Genomic DNA, 18,413 nt, shown 5'->3' with positions numbered 1-18,413 from the left:
CGCTGGCGCTTGTGGGAGGACTGCTCCGCTGGTGGCTACGCTAAATGGCCCCTCGCCATAGGCAAGGAGCCAACACTCAAATTTCGATATTTTCAGCGAGGGCGAGCGCGTCTTCTTCGTCGATCCCAAGATAGCGCACCGTATTTTCGATCTTGCTGTGGCCGAGCAGGATCTGGACAGCCCGTAGATTGCCGGTCGCCCTGTAGATGATCGATGCCTTCGTTCGCCGGAGCGAATGGGTACCATACTCGCTTCGCATCAAACCTACTCCTGTAACCGGACTGGCCGCTCGTAGGCGCGATACTTTTCCAATTGAGCGGCTTGGATGGGCGCATTGCCGCCTTCCTGCCGTCGACCCAAACTGGCCGTTCAAGGGGCGATTTTTGATCCCCATGAGCAGACGGTCAGGTTTTCCGCTCCAACCACGCGTCAAGCCAATCTCGGAATGCCAGCTTCCATTTCGCAATTGGTCCCAAGCTGCCCTTAAGCCTGACGATTGAAGCATCGGGAGTTATTGATGGCTTGTTGACTGGTTTGATTGCATCGGATAATTACGATGCATGAACACCAGCGATGCACTCTTGATACTCTCCGCTCTCGGCCATCCTACGCGGCTCGATGCGTTCCGCCTGTTGATCCGACATGAGCCTGATGGCCTGTCGACCGGCGAATTGGTGGATGCATCGGGATTGACCCAGAGCACGTTTTCAACGCATCTGGCCGTGATGGTGAAGGCCGGCCTAGTGCTTTCCGAGAAGCGTGGCCGTCAACAAATTCAGCGCGCCAACCTCGATGCGCTGCGCGGACTGATGATCTATCTGGCCAAGGATTGCTGCCAGGGGCGCGCCGAACTGTGCGAGCCGCTGCTGGCCGAACTGACCTGCTGCTGAAGAGGCGATAATGACCGATATCGTGATCTACCATAACCCGCTTTGCGGGACCTCTCGTAATGCCCTGGCCATGATCCGCAATGCGGGCATCGAGCCCCACATTGTCGAATATCTGAAGACGCCGCCAAGCCGTGCGCGGCTGGTTGAGCTCATCGAGCGGGCCGGCATTACTCCGCGCGCTCTGCTGCGCGAGAAGGGAACGCCTTATGCCGAACTGGGCCTCGGCGACGAGACCTTGACGGACGAGGCATTGGTCGACGCGATGATGGAGCATCCGATCCTCATCAATCGGCCGCTCGTCGTGTCGCCGCTGGGCGTGAAGCTCTGCCGCCCGTCCGAAGAAGTGTTGGATTTGCTGCCGACCGAGCAGCGCAGCACGTTCGTCAAGGAAGACGGCGAAGTTGTGGAAGCGACCCGGCGATGACCCTTTCGGTTCGCAGCGCAACGATCGGCGATGCTGAGGCCATTGCCGCCATCTATGCGCATCATGTCCTGAATGGCACGGCGACCTACGAGGTGGTGCCACCGACCGAGGCCGAGACCGTAGAGAAGATACGAATGGTGAGCGAACGGGGCTGGCCGTTCCTTGTTGTCTGTGATGGATCAGCGGTAGTGGGCTACGCTTACGCCACGCAGTTCCGCGATCGACCAGCTTATGCCTATGCCTGCGAGAACAGCATCTACGTGGCGCACGACCGGTGCGGCGGCGGCATCGGCAAACTGTTGCTCAAAGCGTTGCTGCAGGCAGCTGAAGCCTATGGCTTTCGGCAGATGGTCGCCGTTATCGGCGGCGGCGAACCTGGCTCGGTAGCGCTACACGAAGCCTGCGGGTTCGAGCATGTCGGCCGCCTGACCGGCATGGGCTGGAAGGCCGGGCGTTGGCTCGACACGGTTTACATGCAGGTCGCCTTGGGTGGCGGCACCACGACCGTGCCTGTCGCTTCCTGGAAGGACTGAGGCCATGTCACTGTTCGAGCGCTATCTCTCGCTGTGGGTGGCTCTGTGCATCGTGATCGGGATCGGTCTCGGCCATTTGCTCCCCGGCGCCTTCGAGGCAATCGCAGCGTTGGAGATCGCTAACGTCAACCTCGTGGTGGCGGGCCTGATCTGGCTGATGATAATCCCGATGCTGCTGCGGGTCGATTTCGGCGCGCTCCATAGCCTTAGGCAGCACTGGCGCGGCATTGGCGTTACCCTTGTGGTGAACTGGGCGATCAAGCCATTCTCGATGGCGCTGCTCGGCACCTTCTTCCTCGGCCATCTGTTCGCACCGATGCTGCCTGAAGGTGCATCGTCGTCCTACATTGCCGGGTTGATCCTGTTGGCTGCAGCGCCTTGCACCGCGATGGTCTTCGTCTGGTCCAACCTCGTCGACGGCGAACCGAACTACACCTTGAGCCAGGTCGCGCTCAACGACCTGATCATGGTCTTTGCCTTCGCGCCGCTGGTGGGTCTGCTGCTGGGTGTGGCATCGATCATCGTCCCGTGGAACACGCTGGCGCTATCGGTGGGGCTCTACATCGTCGTCCCGGTGGTCATCTCGCAACTACTCCGTCGAGCCCTCCTTCGCGGCGGTGAGAAGCGGCTCCAGCATTTCCTGTCCGCCATCGGCCCGATCAGCCTTGCCAGCTTGCTGCTGACGCTGGTGCTGCTGTTCGGCTTTCAGGGCGAGCAGATCATCCGACAGCCACTCGTGATCGTGTTGATTGCCGTGCCGATCCTGTTTCAGGTCTATCTTAATGCCAGCATCGCCTACTGGCTCAGCCGCCGCTTTGGCGTGGCATGGTGCGTCGCCGGCCCTTCGGCGTTGATCGGTGCCTCCAACTTCTTCGAACTGGCTGTGGCCGCCGCCATCAGCCTCTTTGGCCTCAGTTCCGGCGCCGCGCTGGCGACGGTCGTGGGCGTGCTGGTCGAAGTACCGGTGATGCTGTCGATCGTCGCCTTGTTGAAGCGGACCCGCCGTTGGTACGAGAAAGGGATTTCCGCATGAGACTGCGCGAGCTCGCCACCCCCGATCATCTTCCTGCTATGGACAAGGCTTTCGCGTTGGCTCGTCCCGCCGCTGGCCTTGGCCCGGACCAACCGCCCCCGCGCATTATGCTGCTCTACGGCTCGCTGCGGGAACGCTCGTTTTCACGCCTAGCCGTGGAAGAGGCGGCGCGCCTGCTTCAATTCTTCGGCGCCGAGACCCGCATTTTTGATCCCAGTGACCTGCCGCTGCCCGATCAGATAGCGGGAGACGACCACCCGGCAGTGCACGAACTGCGCGAGCACGCACTGTGGTCGGAAGGCATGGTCTGGTGCAGCCCCGAGCGGCATGGTCAGATCACCGGCATCATGAAGACGCAGATCGACCATCTGCCGCTGCAAATGCGCGGGATGAGGCCGACGCAGGGACGAACCCTTGCTGTCATGCAAGTGTCCGGGGGCTCGCAATCCTTCAACGCCGTCAATTCGCTGCGCTTGCTAGGCCGCTGGATGCGGATGTTCACGATCCCCAATCAGTCGTCGGTGGCGATGGCGTACAAGGAGTTCGGTGAGGACGGTCGCATGCGGGCATCAAGCTATTATGATCGCATTGTCGACGTAATGGAGGAACTGGTGCGCTTCACTGTCTTGATGCGTCCGCATGCCGGTCAGCTGGTCGACCGCTATTCCGAACGCAAGGAGGCTGGGCTTCCGGTTGATAACGCAGCGGACCACTCCGCAATCGCAATCATGCCTCAATCCTGATTTTCGCCCTGATGATCGAATGACCGGTTCTGGATCGGAGCCTGACGAACATGAATGACTGGGATGGGCGCACAGAGCACCAGCCGGTATGCTAGACCCGATTGGCAGGTTGCGGGGTAAGCCGTCATATGGGTGACCAAGCCGGAACGGCAATATTTTGTTGGCAGCCGACCCGGCGTAACCGTCAGCTATGACCGCACGCAGGTTCCAAGAGCGACCCGGCCATCTTAGGCAGCCAAATTCAGAAAAGCGGACCTACCGCTCCTGAGAGCGGAAAATCGGCACCCGTAAGTCTCATTTGGGTCGAATTCGATTGCTCGCTGGGATCGCCCAGCAGAGATGTCTCGCGGTCTTGGAAGAGGTCGACTAGCGCTACGACGCTTCCGGAGCCGCGACCATGATTATCGCCTAGTGACGCTTCCGTCCTGCCCGCGCGGGTTGGCGACGTCCACGAGATCGAACTTTTCCGCGCTGCATCTGATCGGCATGGACCAGACGGGATCGGCGACTGCCGCCGCGTGAAATTCCAAGCTTGCCCGATGGCGTGCCCCTTTCCTGCGCATCGAAGGCGGCACGGGCATTGGCCGTCAGCGGGCCGGGATGATGCCATCGATCGCCAGGCGGTAGCGAACTGCAAGTGCGATTCGTCGCCCCAACATGGCGCCGGTCCGAAACCGGTCGCCGGGGACCGCGAGGAGATACCTAGCGATACCAGCGACGCCCTGACGCCCGAGCCGTTCTTCTGGGACCCTATGCCCTAGCCCGCGGTCAGTTCCCGGACCGGGGCGGAGGCCCGCATGACCCCGACAAAGCTACTCATAGGACAAATCCTCATAGTGCTCGCGATCATCCTCGCGGGCATCTGGACCGCCACGCAATGGGCCGCGGCGCAACTCGCTTATCAACCGGAGCTTGGCGCCCCCTGGTTCGTCTTGCTGGGCCAGCCGATCTATCATCCCTGGTCGATCTTTCCCTGGTGGTTTTCGTTCGACGCCTATGCGCCCGTCGTGTTCGACAAGGCGGGGGCAATCGCAGCCGCTGGCGGCTTCGTTGGCTGCGGCGCGGCGATCTTCGGTTCGGTATGGCGCGCGCGCCAGTCCAAAGACCTGACCACCTATGGCTCGGCCCGCTGGGCGACGCACCGGGACATCAAGGGTGCCGGGCTGCTCGACCAGCACGGCGTCGTGCTCGGGCGCATCGGCCGCGATGACTTGCGCCACGATGGGCCCGAACATGTCATGGCGTTCGCGCCCACCCGGTCGGGCAAGGGGGTCGGCCTTGTCATCCCAACCCTGCTTTCCTGGACCGGCTCTTGCCTCGTACACGACATCAAGGGCGAGAACTGGCAGCTGACCGCCGGCTGGCGTGCCCGCTTCTCGCACTGCCTGCTGTTCAATCCGACCGACGCGCGCTCGGCGCGCTACAATCCGCTGCTCGAGGTCCGGCGCGGGGTGAACGAAGTCCGCGACGTCCAGAATATCGCCGACATCCTGGTCGATCCCGAGGGTGCGCTGGAGCGTCGCAATCACTGGGAGAAGACCAGCCATTCGCTGCTGGTCGGCGCCATCCTCCATGTCCTCTATGCCGAGGAAGAGAAGACGCTCGCCCGCGTCGCGACCTTCCTGTCGGACCCGCAACGCAGCTTCGCCGCGACCCTGCGAAGGATGATGGCCACCAACCATCTCGGTACGCCGGATGCGCCGCTGGTCCATCCCGTGGTCGCCTCTGCGGCCCGTGAACTGCTCAACAAGAGCGAGAACGAACGCTCCGGCGTGCTGTCGACCGCCATGTCGTTTCTTGGCCTTTATCGAGACCCGACCGTCGCTGCAGTAACCGCTGCCTCGGACTGGCGCATCGCCGATCTCGTCGGAGCGGCGCATCCGATCTCGCTCTACCTTGTCGTGCCGCCGTCCGACATCAGCCGCACCAAGCCGCTGGTTCGCCTTATCCTCAACCAGATCGGCCGCCGGCTGACCGAGGAATTGCACGGCGTGGGCAAGGACGGTGAGGCCGCACAGGGCCGACATCGGTTGCTGATGATGCTCGACGAGTTCCCGGCGCTGGGAAGGCTCGATTTCTTCGAGACAAACCTCGCGTTCCTGGCGGGCTACGGGGTGCGCGCCTTCCTGATCGCGCAGAGCCTGAACCAGATCGAGAAGGCTTATGGCGAGCACAACGCCATTCTCGACAATTGCCATGTCCGCGTCGCCTTTGCGACCAATGACGAGCGAACTGCCAAGCGGATTTCGGACGCACTCGGTACGGCAACCGAACAGCGCGCGATGCGCAACTATGCGGGGCACCGGCTCGCGCCCTGGCTGGCGCACGTCATGGTCAGCCGCCAGGAGACTGCACGAGCCCTGCTGACGCCCGGCGAGGTGATGCAGCTTGCGCCCACGGATGGACTGGTCCTGATCTCTGGACACCCCCCGATACGCGTGAAGAAGCTGCGCTATTACGAGGATCGCCGATTCACAGAGCGGCTCTCGCCCGCACCGATACTGGATGGCGCCGGCTATCGTGACCTTCCGGCAGCTCGCCCGGATGACTGGGCTGGACAGGTTCGCGACGCTGACATCCGCCTCTCCGCCCACGATGATGCCGATGAACGAGCCGACGCCGGCGGCCTCGAGCAGGCGCGTCACCCCGCGCACGACATCGAACCCGCGGTCGTCATCGAGCCAGAGGTCGCAGACCCCCTGGGCCTTGGCGAAGACGATGGCGACCAGGCTGCCGAGCGCCGCGCAATGGACCGGGTCCAGCAGCTCGGCACCGTGCGCACGGTCTACGGCCTCGATGCCGCCTCGGATCGCCCCGACGACCTCCAATTGGGATTTTGATCATGGAGAAGATCCGCCATCAGCTGTTCCTGCCCAAGCCCGTGTCCGATCGGCTGGAAGCGCTCGCCGCCAGGCCTGGCGCCAGCAAGTCGGCCATCCTCGTCGATGCGGTTACTGCCTGGCTCAATCGCCGGGGCGCATCGGAGCTGGAGGATCGGTTCGCGATCCGCCTCGACAGGCTCACGCAGGCGATCGGCCGGGTCGATCGCGACACCTATGTGATCCTCGAGACGCTCGCCCTCTTCATCCGGTTCGAACTCGCGATCCAGACGCCGCTCGCCGAAAACGACCAGGCGGGCCGCGCGCTCGGAGCCAAGAGGTTCGAAGCCTTCGTGACCCAGGTCGGTCGGCAAGTCTCGACCGGGCGGCGCACCCTGGCCGGTTCTTCGGAGAATGGCGAATGAGCGGCCGCCCAGACACCGCAGGGCCGGCCACCTCGGCGGAGCGGCGCCGCCGGATGCTGATCACGGCGCTAGGCCGCGACATTGCCGCAGCGATGCGCGACAGCCAAGTCACCGAGATCATGGTGAACCCTGACGGGGCGCTGCGGCTCGATCGTCTTGGCGAAGGCCGTACCGATACCGAGGTTCGCATCGAACCGGACCAGGTCGAGCGGATCATCCGGCTGGTGGCGAGCCATGTCCGGGCCGAGGTCCATGCCGAGCACCCGATCCTATCGGCTGAGCTGCCGCCGCATATCGAGGGCTGCGCTGGCGAGCGCTTCGAAGGCGTGCTGCCTCCGGTGTCGTCCGCACCCTGTTTCTCCATCCGCAAGCCTGCCACGAGGCTGCACACGCTCGACGACTATATCGCCGATGGGTTGATGTCGGAGGCCCAGGCAGACGCCCTGCGCGCCGCTGTCGCCCAGCGCTGCAATATCCTCGTCGCCGGAGGCACCAGCTCAGGCAAGACGACCCTCGCCAATGCGCTGCTCGCCGAGATGGCCCCAGAACATTCGGGGCTCGATAGCCGCGTCATCCTCATCGAGGACACGCGCGAACTGCAATGCCCGCTGCCCGACACGGTGGCGCTACGTACCCGTCCACCGCATGTGTCGATGACCGAGCTGGTGCGCTCGACCATGCGCCTGCGCCCCGATCGCATCGTGGTCGGCGAGGTCCGCGGCCCCGAAGCGCTCGACATGCTCAAGGCCTGGAATACCGGTCACCCCGGCGGGATCGCGACGGTCCACGCCAACAGCGCCCTAGCCGCACTCTACCGCATCGAACAGTTGGTGCAGGAGGCAGTCGTCACCGTGCCGCGCCAACTGGTCGCCGAGGCCATCGATATCATCGTCTTCATCGCCGGGCGCGGCGTCGACCGCCGCGTCGCCACGATCGCGCGTGTCGCCGGGCTCGACCCCGACACCGGCGCCTACACGCTCGCCGATCTTCCCAAGCTCAATCCCCCCAAGCCCAGCCCGAAGGAGACCTGACCCATGACCTTTGCCCGCAATCCCCGCCGCATCGCCAACCGCTCGTCGCTCGTCGGCGGCGCGATCGGCCTCGCGTTGGCGCTCGCCACCCAGGTCCAGGCGGCCGGCTCCGGCATGCCGTGGGAAGAACCACTGCAGCAGGTGCTGGAATCCGTGCAGGGCCCGGTAGCCAAGATCGTCGCCGTGATCATCATTATCGTGACCGGCCTGACGCTCGCTTTCGGCGAGAGCGCGGGCGGGTTCCGGCGACTCATACAGATCGTCTTCGGCCTCTCCATCGCCTTTGCCGCCTCGAGCTTCTTCCTGTCCTTCTTCAGCTTCGGCGGCGGAGCATTGATCTTGTGAGCGGCGCCATGTCCTCCGGATCAGAGCATATCGACGGCTACGAGGTGCCGATCCACAGCGCGCTGGGTTCGCCGCTTCTGCTGGGCGGCGCACCGCGGGGCATAGCGATCGTCAACGGCACGCTGGCGGCAGCGGTCGGCCTCGGCCTCCAGCAGTGGCTGGCCGGGGTGCTGCTCTGGGCCGTCGGCCATAGCATCGCCGTGATGGCCGCCCGCCGTGATCCCGATTTCGCGCCGGTCCTCCTGCGCCACATCCGCCAGAAGGGATATTTCGCATGCTGAGCCACCTGAAATGATGTTCCTGGGCGAATATCGCGCGTCCGCCGAGCGCCTTGCCGATCACCTGCCCTGGGCGGCGCTGGTGGCGCCCGGCGTGGTGCTCAACAAGGACGGCAGCTTTCTGCGGGTGCTTGCCTTCCGTGGTCCCGACCTCGAGTCCGCGACCGAGGCCGAGCTGGTCGCCGCCTGCGCGCGGGCGAACAATGTGCTCAAGCGACTCGGCAGCGGCTGGGCGCTATTCTTCGACGCGGAGCGGCGCGAGGCGCAGGCCTATCCCGACAGTAGCTTTGCCGATGCGGCGAGCTGGCTCGTCGATGGCGAGCGCCGAGCGGCCTTCGAGGCGGCGGGGACGCATTTCGAAAGCCGCTATCACCTGTCCCTGACGTGGCTTCCGCCCGCAGATGCTACCGACCGTGCGGGGCGGAGCCTTGTGGAGCGGCCCGATGGCGAAAATACACGCGACTGGCGCGGCGCACTGGAAAGCTTCGTTGCCGAGACCGACCGCGTGCTCGACCTGCTCTGCGGCTTCATGCCGCAGGTGCGCCCGCTCGATGATAGCGAGACGCTGACATTCCTGCATGGCGCGATCTCCGACCGTCAGCATAGGGTCGCCGCGCCGGAGACGCCGATGTATCTCGATGGGCTGCTTGCAGATACGCCGCTGGTCGGCGGGCTTGAGCCGTGCCTTGGCGACCTGCATGTGCGTACGCTGACCATCCTCGGCTTCCCGAGCCTCAGCCGTCCCGGCATCCTCGATGCGCTCAACCACCAGGACTTCGGCTATCGCTGGGTCACGCGCTTCATCGCGCTCGACAAGAGCCAAGCGACCAAGACGCTCACCTCGCTCCGGCGCCAATGGTTCAACAAGCGCAAGTCAATCACCGCAATTCTCCGCGAGGTGCTCTATAATTCACCCGCGCAATTGCTCGACAGCGATGCCGACAACAAGGTGGCCGATGCCGACCAGGCGCTCCAGGTACTTGGCGGCGACCATGTCGCATTCGGCTACCTGACCACGACGATCACGGTCAGGGACCGGAGCCGGGCGGCGGTGGAGGACAAGGTCCGCGCGGTCGAGAGGATCGTCAACGGGCTTGGCTTCACCTGCGTCCGCGAGACCGTCAACGCGGTCGAGGCCTGGCTCTCCTCGCTGCCGGGCCAGACTTACGCCAATGTCCGGCAACCGCTGGTGCATACGCTCAACCTCGCGCACCTGATGCCGCTTCCGTCGGTGTGGGCCGGGCCGGTGCGCAATGGGCACCTCGACGGACCGCCATTGCTGGTTGCGAAGACCGCCGGCTCGACGCCGTTCCGGCTTTCCACCCATGTCGGTGATGTGGGGCACATGATGGTCGTTGGGCCGACAGGCGCCGGCAAGTCGGTGCTGCTGAGCCTCATCGCGCTGCAATTCCGCAGATACCCGCGCGCGCAGGTCTATATTTTCGACAAGGGCAACAGCGCGCGGGCGGCCGTACTGGCGATGGGCGGCGCCCATCACGCGCTCGGCTCGGCCGAGGCCGACGGCGAGAGGCTCGCATTCCAGCCGCTTGCGAACATCGAGGATGCGGGCGAACGAAGCTGGGCCGCGGATTGGATCGCGGCGCTGCTCGCGCACGAGGGCTTGATCGTAACGCCGGAAGTGAAGGACGCGATCTGGACCGCTCTCGGCAGCCTTGCTTCCGCGCCGCGCGAGGAGCGAACCCTGACCGGACTCGCGCTGCTGCTGCAGTCGAACGCGCTGCGCCTTGCGCTCCAGCCCTATACGCTCGAAGGCCCGCATGGCCGGCTGCTCGATGCCGCCGAACAGCATCTTGGCTTGGCCGACGTCCAGTGCTTCGAGACCGAGGCGCTGATGGGCCTGGCAGGCGCGGTCGCGCCCGTATTGACCTATCTGTTTCACAGGCTGGAAGAGCGGTTCAATGGCCGCCCGACCTTGCTGATCCTCGACGAGGCCTGGATCTTCCTCGACCATCCGCTTTTCGCAGCCCGCATCCGGGAATGGCTGAAGGTGCTGCGCAAGAAGAATGTAGCGGTGCTGTTCGCGACGCAAAGCCTTGCAGACATTGCGGGCTCCGCGATCGCGCCGGCCATCATCGAAAGCTGCCCGCAGCGGATCCTGCTGCCCAACGATCGGGCGATCGAGCCGCAGGGTCATGACATCTACGCGCGCTTCGGCCTCAATGACCGGCAGGTCGAGCTGATCGCGCGGGCCACGCCCAAGCGCCACTATTACCTCCAGTCCGCACGCGGCAACCGGCTGTTCGAACTGGGGCTGGGCCCGATCGCGCTGGCCTTGTGCGGCTCGTCTGATCCCGCAGCGCAAGCCCGGATCGATGCGGTCCTCGCCGAGCATGGGCACGGCCGTTTCGCCGAAGCCTTCCTGCGCGATGCCGGCCTCGAATGGGCGGCCGACCTCGCTGCCGATTTCCCCGCTCCCGACATTCAAGCCCCCCACGAAGGAGAGACGTAATGCAGAGTCCCCATCGAAAGCACATGATTTCTGCCTTGCTCGGCCTCGGCGCGTGCGGCGCGCTTGGCATGGGCGCGATGACGATGACGGCGAGCCCGGCACACGCCCAGTTCGGCGGCGTCGTGTTCGATCCGAGCAACTATGCGCAGAACATCCTGACCGCCGCACGCACGCTGCAGACCGTCAACCAGCAGATCCAGCAACTCCAGAACGAAGCGCAGATGCTGGTCAACATGGGCAAGAACCTGACGCGCATCGACTTCCCGCAGCTCGACGCCCTCAAGCGCAAGCTCACCGAAATCGACCGGCTGATGGGCCGCGCGCAGGCCATCGACTTTCGGGTCGACCAGCTCGACGACAAGTTCCAGTCGCTGTTTCCCCAGGACTTCAGCTCGGCACTGCGCACCGATGACCGCCTGCGCGACGCGCGGGGGCGCCTCGACGCCAGCATGGGCGCGTTCCGCCAGACGATGACCGTGCAGGCCCAGGTGGTCGAGAACATCCAGTCGGACACCGAGGTGCTGGCCGACATCGTCGCGCGCAGCCAGGGTGCCGAGGGATCGCTCCAGGTCAGCCAAGCGACGAACCAGCTTCTCGCGCTCACGGCCAAGCAGCAGTTCCAGCTCCAGCACATGATGGCCGCGCAGTTCCGCAGCGAGGCCGTCGAGCAGGCGCGCCGGGCAACACAGGCGACGGAAGCCCGTGCAGCGACGAAGAAGTTCCTCGGTTCCGGATCGGCCTACACGCCGCAATAGCCCCTTCGGGTTCCAGGCCTGATCCGGTCCGCGGTCGGCGGCGCTCCCTCTCATGCCGTCGATCGCCGTCGCGGGGCGCGGTCCAGATCCCCAGCCGCGCCCCGCGACACCTCTTCGTTCCATCAGGAAGGCAGTCAATTGAACGACCTCAATGTCATCGATCGCTTCCTTCAGGCGTTCATCACCTACATTGATAGTGGGTTCGGACTGCTTGGGCCTGATGTCGGGTTCCTGACCGCGACGCTGATCGGCATCGACATCACGCTTGCCGGACTGTTCTGGGCGATGGGCGGCGAGGACAATGTCATCGGCCGGTTCCTGCGCAAAATCCTGTACGTCGGCGCGTTCGCCTTCATCCTGAACAGCTTCTCTCGCCTAGCCGACATCATCTTCCGCTCGTTCACGCAGGCTGGCCTTACGGCCGGTGGCGGGACGCTCTCGCCCGATGACCTGCTCAAGCCCGGGCGGCTTGCGGGGACGGGCTTCTCGGCGGCATGGCCACTGCTCGAACAGGCCAGCGAGATGGTCGGGTTCACGACCTTCTTCGACAATTTCCTGACGATCATGGTCCTGCTGTTCGCCTGGGCGCTGGTGATCGTCGCCTTCTTCATCCTTGCGGTGCAGATGTTCGTCTGCATCCTCGAGTTCAAGCTGACCACGCTGGCCGGCTTCATCCTCGTGCCGTTCGCGCTCTGGAACCGAACGAGTTTCCTTGCAGAACGCGTGCTGGGCAACGTCGTCTCCTCCGGCATCAAGGTGATGGTGCTCGCGGTGATCGTGGGCATCGGTTCCAACTTCTTCACCGAGTTCACTGACGCGCTGCAAGGCCAGGAGCCGGACATCGGGCAGGCCATGAGCCTTGTGCTCGCGAGCCTTTCCCTGTTCGGCCTGGGCATATTCGGTCCCGCGATCGCCTCGGGCCTGGTGTCGGGCGCACCCCAGCTTGGTGCCGGTGCAGCCCTCGGCACCGCCGTTGGCGCTGCGGGCGTGACGATGCTGGCTGGCGGCGCCGCCGTGGGCGGAGCGCGCGTGGCGACCGGTGCGGCCCTGGGCGCGGTCCGCTCGGGCACGGCAATGGGGGCCGCTGCATCGACCGCCTACCAGCTTGGTCGCGAGACGGCCGCGAGCCCCTCGGTCGGCGCGGGCCTGGGCGGTGTTGCGCGGGCGGCCGGGAATGCCGCGCGGTCCCGCGTCGGCGGTACCCTTGGTCTTGGCGAGGCTGCGGCCGGCGGCCGTCAGGCTGCCTGGGATGCGCTCAACCAAAGCTCACCGCCATCCAATCCGATTGAATCGGCCGGCAGGACGCCCGCCTGGGCGCGCGCGATGCGCCAGCAGCAGACCAACCGCCATCGTCAGAGCCAGGCGATCCATGCGCTCCAGCAGGGTGATCGCGGCGGCGCATCCGCCACCCCCGACATCAAGGAAAGGAACGACTGACCATGTTCTTCAAGCGAAGTGCGCAGCGCTACGGGCGCACGCCACCTCCCGAGACGCCATATCAGCGCGCAGGACAATTGTGGGACGAGCGGATTGGCTCGGCACGGGTGCAGGCGCGTAACTGGCGACTGATGGCTTTTGGTTGCCTCGCGCTGACCGGCGGCACATCGGCGGGTCTCGTCTGGCAATCCTTGCAGAGCCGGGTGACACCCTATGTCGTCGAGGTGGATCGGCTGGGCGAGGCGCGCGCCGTGCAGGCAGCCGATGCCGAGTATCGGCCGACCGACGCACAGGTCGCGTGGCACCTCTCGCACTTCATCACCAACGTCCGGTCGGTGTCGCTCGACCCGGTGCTGATGCGCCGCGACTGGCTGGAGGCCTATGATTTCGCGACCAAGCGGGGCGCGCAGTTCCTCGGTGAATATGCCCGCTCAGCGTCGCCGTTCGCCAATGTGGGGACACGTACGGTTTCGGTGCAGGTGACCAGCGTCGTCCGCGCGTCGGACAAGTCGTTCCAGGTCAAGTGGACGGAGACTGTGTTCGAGCGCGGATCGCAGGCGGGCGCGAGCCGCTGGACAGCCATCCTCACAACGGTCACGCGGCCGCCAGCATCGGCCGACGTCCTGCGCAAGAACCCCCTGGGCATCTATATCGATGCGATCGACTGGAGCCGCGAACTCGACACGACACCCGCTTCCTCGCCCACGGCGCGACCCGCACCGCAACCTGCCACGACCTTGCCGATGGGATCGCCGCTCGATCCCGATCTCGGGGCACAGACCGCGATACCGGCCTCCCCCAATCCCCAGGAGAAGAATCCATGAAGCTCATCCTTCTGCCGGCGATCGCCGGCATGGTCCTCGCAGGCCCGGCGCTCGCGCAAGAGCACGCCACATCACCACTCAAGACGGTCCGGTCGGCAACGCGCAACGCCACCGTGGAACCGGTCGCCCTTGGCTTCATCGCCGGGGCTCAGATTTATCCTTTCAGCGAGGGCACGATCTTCACGGGCTATGCAGCGCCGGGGCTGGTGACTGACATCATCCTGCAGCCCGGGGAAAATCTCGTTGCGGTCGCCAGCGGCGACACCGCCCGCTGGGTAATCGGCGACACTACTTCCGGAGGGAGCGGCAGCGGCTCGGGGAAAGGCAAGCAGACGCATGTCCTTGTGAAACCATTCTCGGCGGGCCTGCTGACGAACCTTGTCATCACCACCGATCGCCGCGCGTACCATGTCCGCCTGGTAAGCACCTCGGCGACCGCCCTGTCGTCAATGCGGTGGACTTATCCCCAGGATGAGTTGCTGGCGGTCGAACGCAAGGCGGAGGCCGCCCAGGTCGCAGCGCCGGTGGCCGCCGGCGTCGCCATCGATCAGTTGAACTTCAACTATGCGATCAGCGGCGACCGTCCTGGATGGCGTCCGCTCCGCGTATTCGACGATGGAGTGAAGACCTACGTCGAGTTCCCCGCGTCGCTCGGCGTCGGCGAGGCACCGCCGTTGTTCGTCCTTGGTGCCGATGGAAAAGCAGAGTTGGTCAACTATCGGCAGCGCGACCGCTTTTACGTCGTCGATCGGATCTTCGATGCCGCAGAGCTTCGCCTCGGCCTCAAGAAGAGCCAGGTCGTGCGCATCGACCGCGTGTCGCATCCTGCCAAGCGGAGGGGCGCATGACTGACGCGCTCACCACCGAGCAGCCGACCATGCCGACGGCCAAGCTCGATCCCGAAACGCTGAGCATTCGCTCGCGACCGCCCCAGGCGATCCGCTTTCGCCGAGGCGCAATCATCGGCGCAGCCGCGCTCGGCTCGGCGAGCCTCATAGGCGTCGCATGGATGGCGTTGAAGCCGCAGGTATTCCGGCACGCCGTCCAGGACAGTGAACTGTCGCAGCCAATGGCGAAGTCGGCCTCGGACGCGCTGTCCGGAGTGCCAACCAGTTATGGCGATACGCCTAAACTCGGTCCGCCATTGCCTGGCGACCTGGGTCGACCGATCCTTCGTGCGCGGGAACGGGCGGAAGCCGCGGCCGCGCCCACACCGGTCGATACCGCCGCGGCGGCGCGCCAGCAGCGACTAGCGGATCTCAAGGCTGCAAGAGAATCCGGGCTCATGGCGCAGACCACCAGCAGCCGCGGCGCGGCGGGCCCGGCAGGCGCAAGCGCTGCGACGCTCGATACCCAACCGGCCAATCCGACCGCCACCGGAACCCGCAAGGAACAGTTCGCGTCGACACGTGACGCCAGTGGGGATGTCAATTCGGGAGTGGTGCTGGCGCCGATGTCCCCCAATAGCCTGCTTGCCGGCAGCGTGATCGCAGCGAGCCTCATCACCGGGCTCAACTCCGACTTGCCTGGCATGGTCACCGCGCAGGTCACGCAGAACGTATTCGATACGGTCACGGGCAACATCCTGCTCGTGCCGCAGGGTGCGCGTTTGATAGGCAAATATGACTCGGTCGTCGCCTTTGGACAGCGTCGGGCGCTGGTCATCTGGCAACGCCTGATCTTGCCGGATGGCAGTTCGGTGCGGCTCGACAACATGCCGGCGACTGACGCGGCGGGTTATGCCGGGCTTGTCGACAAGGTGGATTTCCACACATGGGCACTGCTCAAGGGCGTCGCCATCGCCACGATGGTTGGAGTCGGATCGGAGCTGTCGATCTCTGGCGAGAGCGATCTCGTGGAAGCGATCCGAGAGTCTGCCCAGTCAAATACCGCGAGGGCCGGCGACCAGATTACACAGCGCAACCTCGACATCCAGCCCACGATCACGATCCGGCCCGGCGCGCCCGTCCGCGTGCTGGTGACCCGCGACCTCATACTGGCGCCATGGCGCAGAAATGCAGGGAGCTGACACATGGTCGATATCAAACTCGCAAGGTTGCCTGATCGCACGCCGGTCAAGCTCGCCATTACCATCACCCCGGATTTGCAGAGCGCTCTCAACGACTATGCCGCCATCTACGCCCAGGCCTACGGGCGCGAGGAACCGGTGACCGAATTGATCCCGGCGATGCTGACGTCGTTTCTCGAGAGCGACCGCAGCTTCACACGGGCGCGTGAAGAAGCGCGAAAGGGTCGGCCATGATCGAGCGGGCTTGGGAAAAGAAGATCGAGCCCCTGACGGTTCGTATCTCCACCGCCGTTCGCATCACTGGCCTCAGTCGCTCGCGCATATACGAACTCATTCAGGCCGGCGATTTGGATACGGTGAAAGTCGGACGGGCGACGTTGGTGCAGTATGCTAGTCTGAAGGCTTTGACGGGCAGCTGCCCAAATCCCGATCCTTAAGTGGAGGGAACGAAGCCGCTGACCTCCCGATGTTCGTGAGACGATCAAGTCTTTGCGCTGAAGGATATCCATACGGTTGAGGGTGGCAGCAACGTCGGCATCAGACCAGCGCGTCGCCATCGACCGGATGATTGCCATCGCTTCTTCGGGCGTACTCTTGGTATGTTCCCCGGTCTTGGGCTTGCGGATGCGAACTGGGAATGCTGCCCGCCTTGCCAGTGAATGGTAAGCTCGACTTCCTGCCCATCGTTGTCGACGGTGGCGACGACATCCTTCACCTGCGCTCGCAACGGCCTTTGCCGGAACCGCATATCAACGTTGGGGGCATTTCAGGCCGCTTTGAGATCTTGAGCCAAGCCGGCGAAATCAGGCATGGCGGCGTCATCGCGCACTTGTCGTTCGTTGAGCCGCGCCTCGCAGGCTTCGACACGGCGCAGCGTCGCTTCCCAGCTTTTCTCCGGTTGAGCGGCAATCAACCGGTTATCGGGGTCGCAGGCGGCATAGCGTCGCTCGGCAAGCGAGGCTTCGTAACGGGCTTGCTGCAAATCCAGCTCGACCATCCGCCGCCTTTGCGCTTCGCCTTCGAGATGCATACGCTCTGCCTCCAATGCCGCGTCGATCGCCAAGGGCTCTACGGCGCGCAGCAGTTCCTCTATAACTGCCACATCCGTTCGAGCGCCATTGGTGGTCATGCATCGGGGCCGGGCCAGCATGAGCTTCGAGCGATCGCAGCGGTAGATATGATAGCCGATGCGGCGGCCGACATAAACGACGCACAGGCGGCGGCCACAATGACCACAAGTGAGCATGCCTGCGAGGAAAGCCTTGCCACCGCGGCCGGACTTTATGCCGCCGGCCTTGCCGTAGGCGTTGGTCGCCAGGACCCTTTGGTTCCGCTCAAACTCATCCCAGCTGACATAGCTGTCATGATGTTCCCTAAGCATGATGCCCCAAGCAACGCATGCTCGCCTTGTCGGCATCGAACTCGCCCAGATACCTCGCTTCGCCCATGCGTCCGCCGTCGGTGACGGCTACAGCGTTGCGCAGCTTTGCAACGTCAATGCCTACAAATGCCCTCTCTGCTCGACCATGACACCTTCTCCGCGATAGCGAAGGCTCGGCACCTGCGTCGCCCTCGCCACTACAGTGTAAGCGGAGGGTCGCCCTCAGTCGCTCAGCGGACATACGGTCTTACCGCTCTCCTCCTTGGAAAGCCCATAGAATCAGCAATTGGCGCGCCTGTTTACGCCCACCGGCGCACAGGTCTCATAACACCAGCCTGCGCAGTCATGGTGATTTTCGAAAGTGGCAAGGATCTGAAGAAATAGAGCACGACTGCGAAATGTGGCATCGCACGTTTACAAATCAACATCCTTGGTAACGGCATATTTACGCCACCCATTCATTTTTTCCATATGAATAGGGTCAAAAATCTTCTTCGTCAGCTCGCTGCCCTCGGTCGCAATAGGTCGACCTGGCATGAAACTTTACCTCTCTTAATGCTGCTGGCGGCGGCGGCGGCCGTAGGCCGTACCGAAATAGGCGAGCGCTTGGCGATTAGCTTTGCCATCGCTGGAAACACCATCGATTAGCATGCCATGGGCACGTGAGTTTTTTGGGGGGCAAGAAACTGTCCTCCCTGTCCTCGTTCACGTCCGTGTGAGCCTGTAGTAGGATCGGCGGACGGGCTACCCTGCCGGGAGCGACCAATTCGCCCGCTGCGCCTTGAGCACCTGGGATACCAAACAAATTGGACGAGTTAGATGAGTCGCGGAAGGGGAGAGGCCTCTGACTCAAAAGTGCGGGGCTAATAAGAGTCCGTTTGGAAAATCAGGGATGAGCGTTTCGGCGTAGTAGGTTTCCACCCATGGCGACGAGGATCATCGCCTGTGAGACGTCGATGCGCTTTTCGTAGTCGCGGACCAGACGGCGCCATCGGG

Annotated in this window: 19 protein-coding genes and 3 pseudogenes; 18 read left to right on the top strand and 4 right to left on the bottom strand. The window is 64.1% G+C overall.

What is annotated here, in order from left to right:
- Positions 1-76 precede the first annotated feature (76 nt).
- Positions 77-277 (bottom strand): annotated as a pseudogene (locus BRX37_RS09075) (tyrosine-type recombinase/integrase); the annotation flags it as partial.
- 283 nt (positions 278-560) lie between these two features.
- Here BRX37_RS09075 and BRX37_RS09070 point away from each other — a divergent pair.
- The 18 genes from BRX37_RS09070 to BRX37_RS08985 all read left to right on the top strand — a co-directional run bounded on the left by BRX37_RS09070 (position 561) and on the right by BRX37_RS08985 (position 16,473).
- On the top strand, positions 561-890 hold the full coding sequence (locus BRX37_RS09070; RefSeq protein WP_004210516.1) for an ArsR/SmtB family transcription factor: 330 nt from the start codon (positions 561-563) through the stop codon (positions 888-890).
- Between the two features lie 10 nt (positions 891-900).
- Complete coding sequence (gene arsC, locus BRX37_RS09065; RefSeq protein WP_004210518.1) at positions 901-1,314, top strand: arsenate reductase (glutaredoxin); 414 nt, start codon at positions 901-903, stop codon at positions 1,312-1,314.
- The gene (locus BRX37_RS09060) at positions 1,311-1,847 is read left to right on the top strand and encodes a GNAT family N-acetyltransferase (RefSeq protein WP_004210519.1); all 537 of its coding nucleotides are present in this window, start codon (positions 1,311-1,313) and stop codon (positions 1,845-1,847) included. Before arsC ends, BRX37_RS09060 begins: the two co-directional genes overlap by 4 nt.
- Before the next feature lie 4 nt (positions 1,848-1,851).
- Complete coding sequence (gene arsB, locus BRX37_RS09055; protein ID WP_125986447.1) at positions 1,852-2,880, top strand: ACR3 family arsenite efflux transporter; 1,029 nt, start codon at positions 1,852-1,854, stop codon at positions 2,878-2,880.
- Complete coding sequence (arsH, locus tag BRX37_RS09050) at positions 2,877-3,623, top strand: arsenical resistance protein ArsH (protein ID WP_004210524.1); 747 nt, start codon at positions 2,877-2,879, stop codon at positions 3,621-3,623. Before arsB ends, arsH begins: the two co-directional genes overlap by 4 nt.
- A 797-nt stretch (positions 3,624-4,420) precedes the next feature.
- The gene (locus BRX37_RS09045; RefSeq protein WP_125986445.1) at positions 4,421-6,463 is read left to right on the top strand and encodes a conjugal transfer protein TraG; all 2,043 of its coding nucleotides are present in this window, start codon (positions 4,421-4,423) and stop codon (positions 6,461-6,463) included.
- 2 nt (positions 6,464-6,465) lie between these two features.
- Entirely contained in the window at positions 6,466-6,867 is a 402-nt protein-coding gene (locus BRX37_RS09040) for a CopG family transcriptional regulator (RefSeq protein WP_170828658.1), read from the top strand.
- Positions 6,864-7,898 (top strand): P-type conjugative transfer ATPase TrbB, encoded by a 1,035-nt coding sequence (trbB, locus tag BRX37_RS09035; protein WP_202968917.1) that lies wholly within the window; start codon positions 6,864-6,866, stop codon positions 7,896-7,898. The genes BRX37_RS09040 and trbB overlap by 4 nt, the downstream gene beginning before the upstream one ends.
- 3 nt (positions 7,899-7,901) lie before the next feature.
- Complete coding sequence (locus BRX37_RS09030; RefSeq protein WP_069336504.1) at positions 7,902-8,243, top strand: TrbC/VirB2 family type IV secretion system protein; 342 nt, start codon at positions 7,902-7,904, stop codon at positions 8,241-8,243.
- An 8-nt stretch (positions 8,244-8,251) separates the two neighbouring features.
- A complete protein-coding gene (locus BRX37_RS09025; protein WP_069336506.1) occupies positions 8,252-8,524 on the top strand; it encodes a VirB3 family type IV secretion system protein in 273 nt (90 codons plus the stop codon).
- A 10-nt stretch (positions 8,525-8,534) separates the two neighbouring features.
- On the top strand, positions 8,535-10,991 hold the full coding sequence (trbE, locus tag BRX37_RS09020; RefSeq protein ID WP_069336503.1) for a conjugal transfer protein TrbE: 2,457 nt from the start codon (positions 8,535-8,537) through the stop codon (positions 10,989-10,991).
- A complete protein-coding gene (gene trbJ, locus BRX37_RS09015) occupies positions 10,991-11,746 on the top strand; it encodes a P-type conjugative transfer protein TrbJ (RefSeq protein WP_069336502.1) in 756 nt (251 codons plus the stop codon). The genes trbE and trbJ overlap by 1 nt, the downstream gene beginning before the upstream one ends.
- Before the next feature lie 138 nt (positions 11,747-11,884).
- A complete protein-coding gene (trbL, locus tag BRX37_RS09010; RefSeq protein WP_069336501.1) occupies positions 11,885-13,183 on the top strand; it encodes a P-type conjugative transfer protein TrbL in 1,299 nt (432 codons plus the stop codon).
- 2 nt (positions 13,184-13,185) lie between these two features.
- Positions 13,186-14,007, top strand: a complete 822-nt coding sequence (gene trbF, locus BRX37_RS09005; protein WP_069336500.1) for a conjugal transfer protein TrbF — start codon at positions 13,186-13,188, stop codon at positions 14,005-14,007.
- Positions 14,004-14,855 (top strand): P-type conjugative transfer protein TrbG, encoded by an 852-nt coding sequence (trbG, locus tag BRX37_RS09000; protein WP_069336499.1) that lies wholly within the window; start codon positions 14,004-14,006, stop codon positions 14,853-14,855. Before trbF ends, trbG begins: the two co-directional genes overlap by 4 nt.
- Entirely contained in the window at positions 14,852-16,036 is a 1,185-nt protein-coding gene (locus BRX37_RS08995; RefSeq protein ID WP_069336498.1) for a TraB/TrbI/VirB10 family type IV secretion system protein, read from the top strand. Before trbG ends, BRX37_RS08995 begins: the two co-directional genes overlap by 4 nt.
- 3 nt (positions 16,037-16,039) lie before the next feature.
- On the top strand, positions 16,040-16,270 hold the full coding sequence (locus BRX37_RS08990; RefSeq protein ID WP_069336497.1) for a DUF2274 domain-containing protein: 231 nt from the start codon (positions 16,040-16,042) through the stop codon (positions 16,268-16,270).
- A complete protein-coding gene (locus tag BRX37_RS08985) occupies positions 16,267-16,473 on the top strand; it encodes a MerR family transcriptional regulator (protein WP_069336496.1) in 207 nt (68 codons plus the stop codon). The genes BRX37_RS08990 and BRX37_RS08985 overlap by 4 nt, the downstream gene beginning before the upstream one ends.
- Before the next feature lie 329 nt (positions 16,474-16,802).
- On the opposite strand, the gene BRX37_RS08980 is transcribed toward BRX37_RS08985, so the two are convergent.
- The 3 genes and pseudogenes from BRX37_RS08980 to BRX37_RS08970 form a co-directional block, all read right to left on the bottom strand.
- On the bottom strand, positions 16,803-17,417 hold the full coding sequence (locus tag BRX37_RS08980; protein WP_069336495.1) for a recombinase zinc ribbon domain-containing protein: 615 nt from the start codon (positions 17,415-17,417) through the stop codon (positions 16,803-16,805).
- Positions 17,418-17,424: 7 nt separating this feature from the next.
- Positions 17,425-17,535 (bottom strand): annotated as a pseudogene (locus BRX37_RS26700) (IS110 family transposase); the annotation flags it as partial.
- Positions 17,536-18,303: 768 nt separating this feature from the next.
- Positions 18,304-18,413 (bottom strand): annotated as a pseudogene (locus BRX37_RS08970) (IS5/IS1182 family transposase); the annotation flags it as partial.

It is taken from the genome of Sphingomonas sp. S-NIH.Pt3_0716 (assembly GCF_003950715.1).
Lineage (GTDB): Bacteria > Pseudomonadota > Alphaproteobacteria > Sphingomonadales > Sphingomonadaceae > Sphingobium > Sphingobium yanoikuyae_A.
Note: the sequence above shows the minus strand (reverse complement) of the source record. Positions and strands in the feature narration are given on the sequence as shown.